The 15,338-nt window shown below is 43.2% G+C and carries 12 protein-coding genes; 8 read left to right on the plus strand and 4 right to left on the minus strand.

The window, feature by feature from the left end; all coding sequences use genetic code 11:
- Positions 1 to 308: 308 nt before the first annotated feature.
- The gene (locus tag AM228_RS12835; RefSeq protein ID WP_054466507.1) at positions 309 to 1,961 is read left to right on the plus strand and encodes a tetratricopeptide repeat protein; all 1,653 of its coding nucleotides are present in this window, start codon (positions 309 to 311) and stop codon (positions 1,959 to 1,961) included.
- Positions 1,962 to 2,399: 438 nt separating this feature from the next.
- Positions 2,400 to 3,911, plus strand: a complete 1,512-nt coding sequence (locus AM228_RS12840; protein WP_054466508.1) for an FAD-dependent oxidoreductase — start codon at positions 2,400 to 2,402, stop codon at positions 3,909 to 3,911.
- A 128-nt stretch (positions 3,912 to 4,039) separates the two neighbouring features.
- Here AM228_RS12840 and psaK read toward each other — a convergent pair whose 3' ends face one another.
- Positions 4,040 to 4,300, minus strand: coding sequence for a photosystem I reaction center subunit PsaK (gene psaK, locus AM228_RS12845; protein WP_197285287.1), 261 nt, complete (start codon positions 4,298 to 4,300; stop codon positions 4,040 to 4,042).
- A 581-nt stretch (positions 4,301 to 4,881) separates the two neighbouring features.
- Between psaK and AM228_RS12850 the strand changes: the two genes are divergently transcribed.
- The 4 genes from AM228_RS12850 to AM228_RS12865 all read left to right on the plus strand — a co-directional run bounded on the left by AM228_RS12850 (position 4,882) and on the right by AM228_RS12865 (position 7,235).
- Complete coding sequence (locus AM228_RS12850) at positions 4,882 to 5,514, plus strand: S-layer homology domain-containing protein (RefSeq protein WP_054466509.1); 633 nt, start codon at positions 4,882 to 4,884, stop codon at positions 5,512 to 5,514.
- A gap of 176 nt (positions 5,515 to 5,690) precedes the next feature.
- The gene (locus AM228_RS12855) at positions 5,691 to 5,963 is read left to right on the plus strand and encodes a cupin domain-containing protein (protein WP_054466543.1); all 273 of its coding nucleotides are present in this window, start codon (positions 5,691 to 5,693) and stop codon (positions 5,961 to 5,963) included.
- A gap of 117 nt (positions 5,964 to 6,080) precedes the next feature.
- Positions 6,081 to 6,749, plus strand: coding sequence for an S-layer homology domain-containing protein (locus AM228_RS12860; RefSeq protein ID WP_231636778.1), 669 nt, complete (start codon positions 6,081 to 6,083; stop codon positions 6,747 to 6,749).
- Between the two features lie 135 nt (positions 6,750 to 6,884).
- Positions 6,885 to 7,235 carry a hypothetical protein gene (locus AM228_RS12865; RefSeq protein WP_054466510.1) on the plus strand — a complete coding sequence of 117 codons (351 nt, stop codon included), beginning with the start codon at positions 6,885 to 6,887 and terminating at the stop codon, positions 7,233 to 7,235.
- A gap of 264 nt (positions 7,236 to 7,499) precedes the next feature.
- Here AM228_RS12865 and adhE read toward each other — a convergent pair whose 3' ends face one another.
- Entirely contained in the window at positions 7,500 to 10,133 is a 2,634-nt protein-coding gene (adhE, locus tag AM228_RS12870) for a bifunctional acetaldehyde-CoA/alcohol dehydrogenase (RefSeq protein ID WP_054466511.1), read from the minus strand.
- A 1,124-nt stretch (positions 10,134 to 11,257) separates the two neighbouring features.
- On the opposite strand from adhE, the gene AM228_RS12880 reads away from it, so the two are divergent.
- Together AM228_RS12880 and AM228_RS12885 are read left to right on the plus strand one after the other, a co-directional pair.
- A complete protein-coding gene (locus AM228_RS12880; RefSeq protein WP_054466513.1) occupies positions 11,258 to 12,529 on the plus strand; it encodes a HetZ-related protein in 1,272 nt (423 codons plus the stop codon).
- Between the two features lie 363 nt (positions 12,530 to 12,892).
- Complete coding sequence (locus tag AM228_RS12885; RefSeq protein ID WP_054466514.1) at positions 12,893 to 13,648, plus strand: PHP domain-containing protein; 756 nt, start codon at positions 12,893 to 12,895, stop codon at positions 13,646 to 13,648.
- Positions 13,649 to 13,894: 246 nt separating this feature from the next.
- On the opposite strand, the gene AM228_RS12890 is transcribed toward AM228_RS12885, so the two are convergent.
- Positions 13,895 to 14,581, minus strand: a complete 687-nt coding sequence (locus AM228_RS12890) for a response regulator transcription factor (RefSeq protein ID WP_054466515.1) — start codon at positions 14,579 to 14,581, stop codon at positions 13,895 to 13,897.
- Between the two features lie 304 nt (positions 14,582 to 14,885).
- Positions 14,886 to 15,035, minus strand: coding sequence for a hypothetical protein (locus tag AM228_RS32495; protein ID WP_156331735.1), 150 nt, complete (start codon positions 15,033 to 15,035; stop codon positions 14,886 to 14,888).
- Between the last annotated feature and the right edge of the window lie 303 nt (positions 15,036 to 15,338).

Below are 15,338 nucleotides of genomic sequence, written 5' to 3' on the forward strand. Positions count from 1 at the left end.
TTCCCGGTTTTTTTCTGATCTAGAGCTTTATTTACCTATCTAAGGGTTGTCCTCCTGTTCGGGGGGACAACCCTTAGATGTTTTTGGTGGTTTTTGGTGGTTTTTGGTGGTTTTTGGCGGTTCATGGACTCAAACAGCGGCATAGTGAAATGATACCATTTACAAAAATTCATGCAACAGATAAAATTTCTCGCTGGCGGCAAAATTCTTAACCTTCGCTCCGAATTGGGTGCCACCGACCATCAGCAAGATTAGATGAAATGGATATTAATGTGGTAATGTAGAAAAAAGTACAGATCGAATCAGCTATGGATAGTAAAGAAATCCAGAAAAAACACTTTGCTTTTCTTAAAGAGAAATATCAAGTTACTCAATATAAAGTTGCTGATTATGATAGGTTTCTCTATCTAATACTGAGAAAAGCAGACTCAGGCATTGATCTCACAGATTTAGAATTTAGATGGTTAGAAAAAAATCGACTTTTTAGCACGATGGAAGCTATTTGCTTACATACATATCGAGCCGAAGACAAGAAGAGAATAGAAGCCGAGTTTCTGCAATTGCGAACTAAGTATCATATCCCTTCAGAACTAGAACTGCCTATTTCTAGTTCAGTCTATTCAATCCTTTGGAAACTAGATAATGAATATAATCTCACCGATTCAGAAATTGAGATATTAAATCAGCATGGTCTGGTAGATACAATTAACTTGGTTGAAGAAATGGTTAGGTTTGACAAACTAAAAGTTAAATACAATGCCACTCAACATATAAATCGGTTTCCTGAAGAACCTCTTTATTCAATTTTGAAAAAGCTTGACATGAGAGAGGAATTATCTGACGATGAAGCTGAATGGCTTTTAGCATCGGATTTTCAATCAACCTTAGAGATTTATTTGCAGCAGGAAGAAGAAAGAAAAGCCAAAGTTGAATTTTTAAAACTAAAATCAAAATATCAGGTTGAAGAACATCCAGACACTTCTCCTAGCAGTCCATTATATTTGATTTTAAAGAAACTAGATGACGAGGAAAAAATCGATACGATAAAATGTGAGTGGCTCAAAAAACAAAATTTAACAAAACTGATTCAAATCGAGCAAAAACGAAAGGATAAAATAATTTTCAGGAAACTGAAAAGTAAGTATAAAGCGACTCAATATCAAAGTTCAGATATTTCCAGTCCTTTATTTACTGTGCTGAGAAATCTTGATAATAATCAAGTCTCTGATCCAGATATTCAGTGGTTATCAGAGCAAGGACTTGCTGAGACAGTAGAAATTGCTCAGGAAATTCATTTTAACATTTTAAAAAAGAAATATGGTATGGTGGATCCCAAGTTACCCCTCGCTCCATTTTATGAAATTATGCTCAGACTTGAACGGGGGCAAAGGCTGGAACCAAAACAAGTCGTTCAACTAATAGAAGAAAATCGTCTTTCTCGGCATGGAAAAATAGCGATCGCCCACTACACATTAGAAGCAAAATTTTATGAACAAGAATATCATCGAACTGGAAACAGACGGAATTTAGCCAGTGCAAGTAGTAACTGGCGTAAAGCAGATGAACCGAAAAACGCGCTAAAAGTCACAGAAAAGGTAAACTGGAAGCAAATCAAAGAATCTGACCTAAAATCAGCTTTATTGGTTACTAGAGGTGCAGCATTTCGGGATCTTGGTCAACTAGATGAAGCTGAAAACTGTGCAACGCAAGCAATAGAATGTCAACCGGATAGTCATCAGCCTTATACCCTGATGGGAGCAATTTGTTATGATCGCCGTGAATATGATGATGGAGACATCTGGTTTGAACGAGCGAAAGAACGTGGGGCTGATGATACCGATGATGAAATTGAAAGAATTGTCAGAATGGTCAAAGACAAGGAGCAACGTAGAGAAGTTGCAGAATATCTTTTCCGCAAAGATCCAAATCGCTATGAGTGGGCTGAATCGTATCTAAAATAGTCGAAATGATCCCAGCATTGAATTATGAATAAATTGTGCGATCTACCCTCGTCGATCCGAACGACTGAAATTTTACTTTTAAAAAAATCTACATATTCTATGTCACCTACACTAATCGCCAATATTCTTTCATATCCTTGCGATCGGCATCCCGCTTTTTGGTCGTAAATTCCTCGTTCCCCCCTCGTTGGGAATGCCAGTCATCAGCAGGATCGCAGACTGCGATCCTGCTGATGACTCAGAGACTTAAGTCACGGCATGGAAAAACTAAAACTTGGGATGTCTCGCCTTTAAAATTGTCTTAAGCTGTTACGCATTTAGATTGAGATCAGTTAAACTCTCTGACAGTCGAGGTTTCGTGGCTTCTGGAATCCAGATACCCAATTTAAATGATTAACAGCTTATTATCTTCCTCTAGAAAAGCAAACAATCTGAATAATGTCTAGTGAATCAGAAACCAAAAAAGTTGTTGTGGTCGGCGCTGGTTGGGCGGGTTTAAGCGCTACCTACCATCTAGCCAAACAAGGCTATAACGTCACCCTCCTAGAAGCAGGGTCTTATCCCGGTGGCTTAGTTGCTGGCTGGAAAACTGAACACGGACGTTCGGTCGAAGCGGGAATTCATGGATTTTGGTATCCCTACAAAAACATTTTTAAATTAATCGATGAATTAGCCATTCAACCCTTCACTCCTTGGACAAAATCAGCCCAATATTCCCCCGCCGGATTAGAAGTTGAATCGCCAATTTTTCAACAAGAACCCTCTTTGCCAACCCCTTTGGGGACATTTCTTTATCCACAATTTCAGCGCTTACCTTTTATTGACCGACTCTCAGCCCTGCCGATGCTTTATGCCCTGATTGATTTTGACAATTCCGAGCAAGCATGGCGGCGATATGACTCCGTAACCGCACGAGAATTATTTAAACAATATGGAGTTTCGGGGCGACTGTATCGTGATGCCTTTAACCCGATGTTGTTAGTGGGATTATTTGCCCCTGGTGAGCAATGTTCTGCCGCTGCTGCCTTGGGAATGCTCTACTATTTTATCTTGGCTCATCAACCAAATTTTGATGTGATGTGGTGTCGGGGAACCGTGGGAGAAAAAATCTTTCGGCCTTGGGTGGAACGCATAGAAAAAGCGGGCGGAAAAATTCTGGCGAATCATCGCGTTACAGATATTCTTTTTAATGAGTTGGGTGAAGCTACCGACGTGGTTTGTGGGGACGAAATTTTTGATACCGATGCGGTAATTTTCGCCGTGGGTATTACTGGGATGAAAAAAATTGTCAGCAATAGTTCTCATTTACAAAGTCGCCCAGAATTTAGAAATTTGATGAATTTATCCGGGATTGATGTTCTGGCTACTCGTTTATGGTTCGATCGCCAAATTAAGATTCCCCGTGCTTCTAATGCTTGTTTTGGCTTTGATGAAACCACGGGTTGGACATTTTTTGACCTGAATGCTTTGCATGATGAATATCGAGATGAACCGGGCAGCGTGGTGGAAGTTGATTTTTATCATGCCAATCAATTTTTACCGCTGACCGATCGAGAAATTGTCAAGATCGTTAAAGGGTATTTAACCACTTGTATTCCTGAGTTTGGTCAAGCTAAAATTATTGATAGTAGCGTGATTCGCTTGCGCCAAGCGGTGACTCATTTCTCTCCGGGCAGTTATCAATATATGTTGCCTGCACAGACCAGTATTAATAATGTGTTTATGAGTGGGGATTGGATTGTTAATCGTCATGGTTCTTGGTCTCAGGAAAAAGCTTATGTCACCGGCTTGGAAGCCGCGAATTTAGTTATTTCCCGGTTGAAAGGAGGTCAACAGGCTGAGATTATTCCCGTGGAACCGGATGAACCCCATATTCAAGGGTTGCGAGAAATTAATCAAACCGTGCGATCGCTCGCCGAGACTTTTCTCCCGCCGTTTTGGTTGCCGTAATTTTGACATCAATTCACCGAATTGGTGATGATTCCCCGTAACCCGATCGCAACCCGATCGCAAAAAGAAAGCCGGTTTCGGGAAGAAATCGGCTTTCGGTTGCGGTCAAACGATCCCAGGGCAATGCTTTAAAGCGCACCCATGCTGGCTAGTCCCAGGATGACACCAACCCCCAGGATGTGACCAAAGCAGGTAGTACCGAGCACGGCACCCCAACCAAATCCACCAAACAAATTGGGGGAAGGGGTTGCTGGGCCAACGCTGGGATATTTGATGGTGAATTTACCAAAGGCGATCGCCACGATATTGCAGATGATCATAACAATGGCCACAGTGGGACTCCATTCCAGGGTATTGGGAACCACTGCAAGTAAAGTTGAATAAATCAAGGAACTTTCCCCTTAATTGATAGACGACAATTGAATCTAGTTGAATGTTATTGAATACATTTTTCGCGAACTCATGTCAATCACTCCAGGCAGGTTGTATTAATTCTTAACATTTCCTACCATTTCTTAAGCAGAGCTTATGGCAATGGTGAGGATTCAGCAATGCCAAATCGCGATCGCTCTGTCAGACAATACTTTTCAAAGGTTTTCCTCAGATTTATATATTTATGTTTCAAGGGGTGAAAGTTGCGACCCGGAAAAAATTTTTCTATAAATTCCGAAATCCGCAACACTTCCCTTGTAGTGATGCAAAAATACCCTCAATTTCTCCAGAGGCGATTCCGCTTCATCGGATCGCTACCGCGAACCGCCCCTAGTAAAACAAATGGAAAAATTCCCATCCTCCTACCACCATCACCCACCTCTTTGGTCAATTATTTAGATTTCTAATGCAAAGACTATAGATTTTGTTATAGGTAAGCAAAAATAAGCAAAAATAATCAAAAATCCCGGAACACTTGTTTTCTTATCTGTAGTCATTAATCATAATACTCAAGATTATCCTAGCTTTGAGAAACAGCATGAAACGCTTACTCACCATTTTGTCTTTGACCTTAATCTTGCAAATGCCTACCCTAGTCAATGCTGAAGAGTTTTCTCATGTAGAAAAAGTGGTTTCTGCCGGATTAATGACCAAAGATCCTACCGGCAATTTTAACTCAAATCGGATTCTTAGCCGCGCTGAACTCGCTTCATTATTAGTCAGAACTTTTGAGTTAGACAACCGTCAAGCATTGGTCAGCACCAACGACTTTACCTTGCGAGATGTGCCCTCCTCTCATTGGGCTTACCGGGATATTCAAATTGTCCTCAAAACTGGAGTAATGAATGGTTATCGAGATGGAATGTTTTTCCCGAATCAAAGAGTCAACCGAGCCGAAGGTTTGGCTATTCTCGCTCAAGCTTATGGAGTCTTTCAGTTTCCCCAAAATAATATCAACGAACTCCTAGCTAAATATCCTGATGCGGGACAAATTCCTGATTGGGCAAGAAAATCTATTGCTACCGCTATTTATGAAGGATTTGTCAATATCGGTCCTAATAATCAGATTAAACCTTTAGAACCAATGACCAGAGGCGATATGGCTTATGCCTTAAGTCAGTATTTAGAACGACAAGAAGGCAACCCAGCGCCAATTCCCTGGGATCAGTAAATTAAAGATTAATTGTTGGTTATTAGTGATTGGTTATTTGTGGGGATTTCCAGGGTAATCCAACCAACCACTCAACCAATAACTAATAACCAATCACTAATAACAGAACGAGATTGTTTTCTAAGTCAGCCTGGGGGAAAATACTTGTCATGTTGGCAAATTGGAGGCTGGAAAAAATGCAGATTCAAATTGAACATAAACCCAGTGAGGAAAAACTGAAAAAACTGGAGATTTTTAGCTGGCCGATTTGGAAAAAAGAAGTGTCTGAGTTTCCTTGGACTTATGATATGCGTGAAACTTGCTATTTCCTAGAGGGAGATGTGGTCGTCACCCCCGACCGGGGCACCCCAGTGGAAATGGGTAAAGGTGATTTGGTGACATTTCCAGCGGGAATGTCTTGCACTTGGAAAATTCGCAAAGCGGTAAAAAAACATTACTCATTCGGTTAATTGAACACGAGTCAAGAGAGTCGCGAAGGTGCTCCGCACCGAGGCTTAGGCCGCGATCGCCACTTTCTTGACTTTTTTATTAAATAAAATTAAAAGATGTAAATAGGAGGAATTAGGGTGTTTAGCAGAAAAATTATCAGCTTGTGTTCTTTGCTGTTGTGCTTAGAAACGGGTTCATTAATGGTTCAAGCCCAAGAAGTCGATTCTTCTAGGGATGCCTACGGAAATCGCACTCAGGAAATTATTCAAATGGGATTGATGACAAATTATCCTGATGGTCAATTTCATCCAGAACGGGTATTGAGTCGGGCGCAATTGGCCACAATTTTAGTCAAAACTTTTGGATTAGATCAACGCATTCCAGGACAAGAAAATAATCTTCGCGTGTCCGATGTCCCCAACGACCATTGGGCGTTTGACAATATTCAGCTTGTGCTGCAAAATAGAATTTTACATATGGACGAACAGGGAAGATTTTTCCCGGATCAACCTGTGACCAGGGCCGCAGGTTTTGCCACATTTGCCCAAGCTTATGGGGTTTTGTCCCTCAGTGATGCCGAAATTTCCCGGATTCTCAGTTCTTACCCAGATAGCGATCGCATCCCTGGCTGGGCAAGAAGGGCGATCGCCAGCGCTATTTTTGAAGAATTAGTAAACATTGACTCGGCCAACAATCGTCTAAATCCCGATCAATTAATGACTCGCGGAGATATGGTTTATGCCCTGAGTCAATACTTGGCAAAGCAGGAAAACCCAGGCACAATTCCGACCATTCCCTTAGAGTAACGGAACTGGCTGAAAATTAAACCCTGTAAACTCTGAAAATTGAACATTGACCAGCATCTATGCAGACCGAGAATAAAACTCAAATAAGACCGACTATAATATAGCTGTCAATCGATTCAAAACATCCAATCAGTTATGTTAAAAAAAGTAAAAAATCTTTCTATAGTTTTATTCCTCGGTCTATCGGTTACTGGTTGCACCCAGGAAACCCAAAATCAACTTCAACGCAATATCCAAAACTGGACGGGGACTGATGGAGTTCTAGATATTTATGCCGGGGATAAGCTGGTGCATCGATTTATTAAAATCGATAAACTAACCACGGCGCAGGGAACCAGCGATCCGAGCACCTCTCGTCCCTATCGATTTGGCTATGGCCACTTGGACAAAAATCAGAACTATCAAGTAGATCCCGGAGAAAAACGAGTTTACTTTGAGTTTAGCGATTACTCCACTAGCTATGTTTTCTATGAAAATCCCAATTAGAAAACGGGGTTTATGTTAGTAAAGATTAGTAAAGAAACCCGGTTTCTTGAAGAAACCGGGTTTCTTTTTACTTCAAAGGTTTTTGACTACAGCGGTTTTCTTTCTTACTGAACCACGCTAGGGCGAAGCCCAAGCGGTATTTAATTTAATATTTTCAGTATTGTAGGGGCGAATGGCCATTCGCCCCTACAAGGGCGAATGGCCATTCGCCCCTACAGGTATTTGTGGTTTACTCGCGGAGAAAATTTCTGTAATAGATCCGCTTTAAACATGGGCAGGATCGGACTCAGGATGATAGAAACCTGCCCCAATCCGGCAACCTTGATAAGCCAACACATACAATTCCTTGAGATCCTTAATCAAAGGATAACGGGGATTCGCCCCAGTGCATTGGTCATCAAAAGCTTGTTCGGCCATTTCTTCCAGTTCTTTGGAGAAGGCTTGCTCATCTTCAGGCAATACCTCTTTAATCGTCATAGGAATATCTAATTCCCGCTTGAGATTTTCTATCGCTTCGACTAATTTTTCCACCTTTTCATCGTCGGTTTCCCCACCCAGTTTCAAGTAATCCGCAATCTGGGCATAACGCCATTTAGCATTGGGGTATTTGTACTGGGGAAAAATCGCCTGTTTAAAGGGTAAATCCGTGGCATTGTAGCGGATCACGTGGGAAATCATCAGGGCATTGGCTAATCCGTGGGGGACATGGAATGTAGACCCTAATTTATGGGCCATTGAGTGACAAATGCCCAAGAAAGCATTAGCAAAAGCCATCCCTGCCATTGTGGCCGCATAATGGACTTTTTCCCGCGCTTTCGGGTCTTTCGCCCCGTTTTTATAGGCCGATGGTAGATATTTAAACAGTAACCGAATCGCCTCTAATGCCATGCCATTGGTGAACTCGGAAGCACAGACGGAAACATAAGCTTCCAAGGCGTGAGTTAAGGCATCAATTCCCGAATAAGCGGTGAGAGTTTTGGGCATATTCATCACTAATTCAGGATCGACAATGGCCATATTCGGAGTTAAGGCATAGTCAGCTAGAGGATATTTTATCCCCGTGCGATCGTCCGTCACCACCGCAAAGGGCGTGACTTCTGAACCAGTCCCGGAGGTGGTGGGAATAGCCACCATCATGGCTTTTTTGCCCAAAGGCGGCAACTCATAAACCCGTTTGCGGATATCCATAAACCGGGTAGCCAGTCCTTCAAAGTCGGTTTCTGGATGCTCATACATTAGCCAAATAATTTTGGCGGCATCCATTGGCGACCCGCCACCAATGGCGATGATTACATCAGGATTAAATGAGTTAATTAAGGCTAATCCCTTATTAACTGTTTTTAACGATGGGTCGGGTTCTACATCATAGAACACATCAGATTTGATGCCAATTTCTTCGAGGACTTGTTCTAAACTGCGGGTAATTCCTAACTCGTATAAAGGTTTATCGGTGATGATAAATGCTCGCTGTTTCCCCTGCAACTCTTGAATGGCGGTCTGCATACAGCCATATTTAAAATAGACTTTCGGGGGAATCCGAAACCAGAGCATATTTTCCCGGCGTTCCGATACACTTTTAATATTCAGCAAGTGTTGGGGGCCAACGTTTTCACTGACGGTATTTCCGCCCCAGGTGCCGCATCCCAATGTTAAAGATGGATCGAGTCGGAAGTTATAGAGGTCGCCGATCGCCCCTTGGGAGGCTGGGGTATTAATTAATACCCGTCCGGTTTCCATCCGGTTTTCAAAATATTTGATATGCTCGTTATTTGCCGGAGAAGTATAGAGCACTGAACTATGACCCCGCCCGCCAAATTCAATTAATGCCTCGGCTTTTTCTACGGCATCTTTAAAATCGTTCCCCCGATACATAGCTAAGATGGGAGAAAGTTTTTCATAAGCAAATGGTTCGTTGGTGCTAATTTCTGTCACTTCTCCAATCAAAACTCGCGTACCTGGTGGGACAGAAATGCCGCTGAGTTGGGCTAAGGTTTCTACGGATTGGCCAACGATATTGGGATTTAAGTGGCCATCAATAATCATCAGGCTGGCAACTTTGGCTTTTTCTTCTGGGGTGAGGAAATAAGCCCCGCGATCGCCAAATTCTTGCTTAACTTTCTCATAAACCTCATCCACGACAATCACTGATTGCTCGCTGGCACAAATCATCCCATTGTCGAAAGTTTTGCTCAAAAGAATCGAAGAAACTGCCATTTTAATATGAGCCGTTGCATCAATAATGGCCGGAGTATTGCCTGCCCCAACCCCTAAAGAAGGATGTCCCGAAGAATAAGCCGCTTTCACCATTCCCGGCCCGCCCGTAGCCAAGATTAAATTAATATCTCGATGCTGCATTAGTGCTTGGGAAAGGGCAACCGTGGGTTCATCAATCCAGCCGATAATATTTGCCGGTGCCCCGGCAGCAACCGCAGCTTCTAGGACAACTTTGGCCGCTTCAGTCGTCGATTGTTTTGCCCTGGGATGGGGAGAAAAGATGATGCCATTACGAGTTTTTAAGGCAATCAATGCTTTAAAAATTGCCGTAGATGTGGGGTTGGTGGTGGGAACAATTCCCGCGAGAATTCCTACAGGTTCAGCAATTTTCTGGAAGCCAAAAGATTTGTCTTCTTCGATGATGCCGCAGGTTTTTTCGTGCTTGTATTTGTTGTAAATGTATTCGGAGGCAAAGTGGTTTTTAATCACTTTATCCTCAATGATGCCCATCCCTGTCTCAGCTACAGCCATTTTCGCTAGGGCGATCCGCACCGCATTGGCGGCTAAGGCTGCTTTTTTGAAAATTTCGTCAACTTGGGCTTGACTATAGGTGGCATATTCTGCTTGAGCCGCTTTGACTCGCTGAATTAGGGCTTCAAGTTCGGCTTGATTTGTGACTTTCATGGGCTTAACTGTCTCAATTTCTGTTATGTCTTGTCTCCTAGGGATTGAAATCACTAGGTATTTACTCTCTTTTCACATTATAGCCAGCTAATTTCTGAAATGTGCTAGATGATCGAGTTGGGTCAAAAATTAATCAAATTTTAATGTGGGAATTATTTCTTTATCCAAAAAAATATGCTATAATAATATATCACAATATATTATGAATCGATTTTATGTGAATTAATCGATAAAAATTCGTCAACAAATTCTGTTGCTAATCCAACATAATATCAGTGTTGCCTTAAGTCCGGCTTTATTATTTGACAGATCCGGAAAAAATCTATTAATTTGGCTGAAAGTAAAGACGGGATCCAGTTAGGCACAAAAAAAGATGTTATGGCAGTGAGGAAATCCCCACAAATTCCTCAAGATTATGAGAAATGATGACAAATCTTTATATATAGGCGTTGATATATAGGCGTTGATATATAGGCGTTGATATATAGGCGTTGCTGGGCAATTATTGGTTTACGATAATTCCTGTCGTGATTATAAGCAGTAACTAATCTGTTATAAATTATTTTCCAGATAGAGAGAAATTCTGATGGCATTTTGATGGCGCGGATCAAAGAGCCACTTGCTCTAGGGCCGTCGGAGACCGACGGCCCTAGAGCAAGTGGCGGTGGAATATTTTTTCTCCGGATCGGAAAGGAATCTGTCCGTATGGAAATTTTGTGTTGTTATAGCCAATTTACAGATCGCAAAGATTGTGCCAGTTAGCCCAGCATTCACTGCAGGGACAGCCAGTTTTGAAATTGTCCATTGCGGGAAGGGGTGGGCTCCCTAACTTTTTCTGCGGGAAAGTGAAATTTTGTGGCGTGATTTGCGGTGTGAATGGCTGAAAACACTTATGGGGCAACGGTTAGCACAGGTTTGAATCCTGGGATAACTGGGGGTCAGTTTTTCCGGTGGCCACGATCAAATTAGGCAGTTGGGATAGTGGCAACCTGGAAGCACTAAACCCAATTAAAGCCTCGTAGATTGGGGACAGTTGAGCGATGTGAAGCGGATCAGAAACCTCTTCTGAACCATGCTCATAAATCAAATTTGTATTAGGTGTGTCGCCACCAGAGGCTTTAATCATGAACGTCAAACTTGCAAATTCTGTGAATCGTAATGCCGAAACCAAAATTGCTGCCCAAGAAACCATGACTTTGAACGATGATCGGAGTGTGAATTTATCCCCTCTCGCTACAGAAACGGAAGTAGAAGGGATGGATCTGGAAACTTTAATGAATGAGTTGTTGAGCGAACTGTTGACGAAGCTGAAAACTGCCTCAAGTAGCGCTCCAGAAGTGGCAAGACGGATTGCTGAGGAAGTGAACCGGATTTGCACTAAGAGCGATCGCATCCAAAAGTCCGGTAAGGTGCAATACTGGCAGGTCAACCTGGGTCGTCAGCGGTTGCAAAAGTGCGTGGAATATTTCCGCCTGGGTTCGAGACAAGGACGAGTGGAGTTACACGCTCAACTGAGCTCGATGGTCTATCGGCATATTTCCTCTAATCAATATCTGACTTTCCAAGCTCGTTACAACCTAATTGAAGATTTCTTACAAAATTTCTATATCGAGGTGCTGCGGGCTTTCCGACGGGAACATGATGTCCCGGAAGACTATACTCCCCGGACTCAATTGCAACTGGCTGAGTATATGGCTTTTACGGAGCAATATGCCAAGCGTCGGATTAATTTACCCGGTTATCGCAATCAGCAGTTGATTATTTTACGCGCTCAAGGCTTTGCCTACGGTCAGCCCCAGGAAACGGTGATGGATATTGAGCAAACTGTGGAATTTCCCAAGGGAGAAGAAGCGGAAAAGCATGGTCGTTCCTATGCAGCGCAACAAGTGCGCGAGCAAATGATTTCTGAGACGGTCGATCCAGCAGATGCGGTGTTGCGCGATCGCGTGGTGGCGGAACTGATTCAATACTTGCAAGATCAAGGTCAACCGGATTGTGTGAATTATCTGGTGTTGAAGCTGAAAGATTTGTCTGCTCCGGATATTGATGAAATTTTGGGTCTGACACCTCGCCAACGGGACTATTTACAACAGCGGTTTAAGTACCATGTGGAAAAATTCGCTCGGTCTTCTAGTCAATGGAAACTGGTGCATCAATGGTTAGGGGCTGATTTGGATCAAAATTTGGGGATGTCTTTGCAAGAGTGGCAAGCTTTTCAGGGGAAACTTTCTGCCGAACAATTTCAGTTGTTGCAACTGAAACGCCACCACGCTACTGACCAAGAAATTGCTGCCGCGATTAAATGTACTGTCAAACAAGCGCAAAAACGCTGGTCGGCGATTTTACAAATGGCCTGGGAAGCACGGAATGCAGAAAATAATCCTGAAAATCCTTAAGCTTTCGGTGAACATGATGAGCGATTTTACTCTGCGATCGCACCAACGCCGTCATGGGCGATCGCCCCTCCTTGATCGTTATTAATAATTAGCTCTTAATTCTTGATAATTAATAGTTAATGATTGAGGATTGATAATTGATGGTTATGGATATAATAATGAAAATTGAATAAATTACTAAAAAAGTCGTATAAAATCCTACAAAATATGTCAAGTCTAGTCAAGTCTAGTCAAAGTCAATAGTTTATTCATTTAATCAATTGCCATAAGGCGATCGCCGTCAAGTACCTCTGCAAGTTAGATATCCTAGAAACATATCTTATTAGATATGCTAGAAAAAGATCAATCATTCCCAATGGATCTATGACTCTGAATCTTGCAGAACCTTCAACCTTGACCCTCAGTGCGGCTCAAAATAAGTCAGCACTGAAAAAAGTTTTCCAAACAATTAACGGCAATAGTTGCCCGCTGACTTACAACTTTCATCTCCACTCAACCTTCTCCGATGGTCAGTTAAAGCCAGAAGAGATTATGTCCCAAGCGGTAAGCATTGGACTGCAAGGACTAGCTATTACCGATCACCACAGCATCGGGGGCTATCAAGTGGCACAGCAATGGCTCGATCGATGGCCAAATCAGAACCAATATCAGAACCAACTTCAAAAACAATTAGCTCATGGGTATGACTCTAACCCGGCGCCGAAGCCGTATTTGTGGACTGGGGTAGAAATTAACGCTGATTTAATTGGCACGGAAGTTCATATTCTCGGCTATGCCTTTAATCCCGCACACCCTAGCATGGAGCTTTACCTGCAACGACAAGCCCCTAAAGGTCGGGATTATCAAGCATCTCAGGTGATTGCCGCCATTCAAGCTGCCGGAGGATTAGCGGTATTAGCGCATCCCGTCCGCTATCGGCGATCGCCTGTGGACTTAATTCGAGCAGCGGCTAACCTAGGGATTGATGGGGTAGAAACTTACTATGCTTACGGCAACCCTAAACCTTGGCAACCGAGTCCCGGGCAAACTCAACAAGTAAAAGAGTTAGCCGCAGAATATCATTTATTAAGTACCTGCGGCACCGATACTCATGGTTCTAACCTGCTCCTGCGTCTCTAAGCTGCGTCTCTAGAGAAGGAGCCACTGGTTGAGTGTTCATACCCCAAAAATGTTTAACGTTCATGGCTAACGGTTGACAGTTATTGTCAACCGACTATCTTTAAATCACTGTTTAAATCACTGTTTAAATCACTGTTTAAATCACTGTTTAAATCATCATTAGACAATTATGGCAAAATTATAAAAAGCCCCCCTTTGATCCGCCATCGGTTGGGGGGATCGATCGGTTATTTTGTCATATGTATATTACTTCGTTAATCCATGTTCCAAAGCATAGCGCACTAATTCAGTGCGGCTGTTGGTGCCGGTCTTGCTAAATAAGCGACTCACATACTTTTCTACATTCCGCACACTGGTGTCTAAACGACGGGCAATTTCTTTATTCATTAATCCTTGGGCTACTAAATCTAAAACACTTTGTTCTCTGGGAGTTAAATCGACTTTAATCGGTGCGGGAGTCTGAACAATTCCCGTATTTCCTGTTAGCAACGCCTTAATTTCTGCAATTTGACGGACTAAATCCGCCATCCCCGCTTCATCCCCATCTTCACTATTTTGCGCCGCCCGCCGTTGCAGCAAATTTTGCACGATCGCCACCAATTCATCCGGGTCAAAAGGTTTGGAAATATACACATCACAACCCGCTTGATACCCCAGAATGCGATCGCTGGTCATCCCCCTAGCGGTCAAAAACACCACTGGCAGCGCCTTAAACCGGGGATCCTCCCGCATCTGCTTAAGAAACTGATACCCATCTACCTGGGGCATCATCACATCCGTAATCACCAAATCCGGTAGAGTCTTTTCCAACAATTGCCAGCCCTGTTGAGCATTTGGCGCAACATTCACCTCAAAGCCACTATCTTCCAAGTAGGCTTGTACTGCCTCTCGTAAACCGGGCTCATCATCCACCAGTAAAAGCTTTTGGGTCATAGATCGCCCCCTTATTCATGCCTATTTGTATCGTTTATTATCGTCTATTCCACTGTAGCTTAAAAGAAACCGGGTTTCTCGCACCCCGCCATGACCCCAGCAGCCATCCCTTCGTGTCCTTTGCGTCTTTGTGGTAAATAAATTTTTCTGTTTATTCCATAAATTGTCGCCCTGCTAGGCTATATGCGAAAGCTTCTACAATGCCAATTTCCTCCCAGTAACTATAAAATTTAAGCAGATACTACAAGGGAACGGCAGACCATGAAACCCAACCAAGACGACCATTGGGCATAATCTCGATCACCTAGCGGCTTATGGGAACTTCGACGTGAACATCAACTCGGTGATTGGTGCTGGCATCTCTAACCCAGAGGATGCTTTGACCATTGGTCGTCATGCCCGGAAACTGGGTTTCACGAGTACCGTGAGCGTAGTCCACGATGGCAATGGCCAACTGCGGCCTCTCGGTTCAAAGGAACGAGCCATCTACCAAGATTACCGTTCCACAACCCCCTGGCCGATGTCGCACTTTATGGCATTCCGAAATAACCTTGTGGAAGGCCGTCCTAACCAGTGGCGGTGTCGGGCAGGAGGCCGCTATCTCTACGTTTGCGAGGATGGTCTGGTGCATCGCTGCTCCCAACAAAGGGGCTACCCGGGCATTCCCTTCCTAGAATACACTCAGGAGCACTTGGATGCCGAGTACGCGACCGAGAAGGATTGCGCTGCGTATTGCAGACCTGTGTGAATACGATCG

The sequence above is a fragment of the Planktothricoides sp. SR001 genome, assembly GCF_001276715.1.
Lineage (GTDB): Bacteria > Cyanobacteriota > Cyanobacteriia > Cyanobacteriales > Laspinemataceae > Planktothricoides > Planktothricoides raciborskii.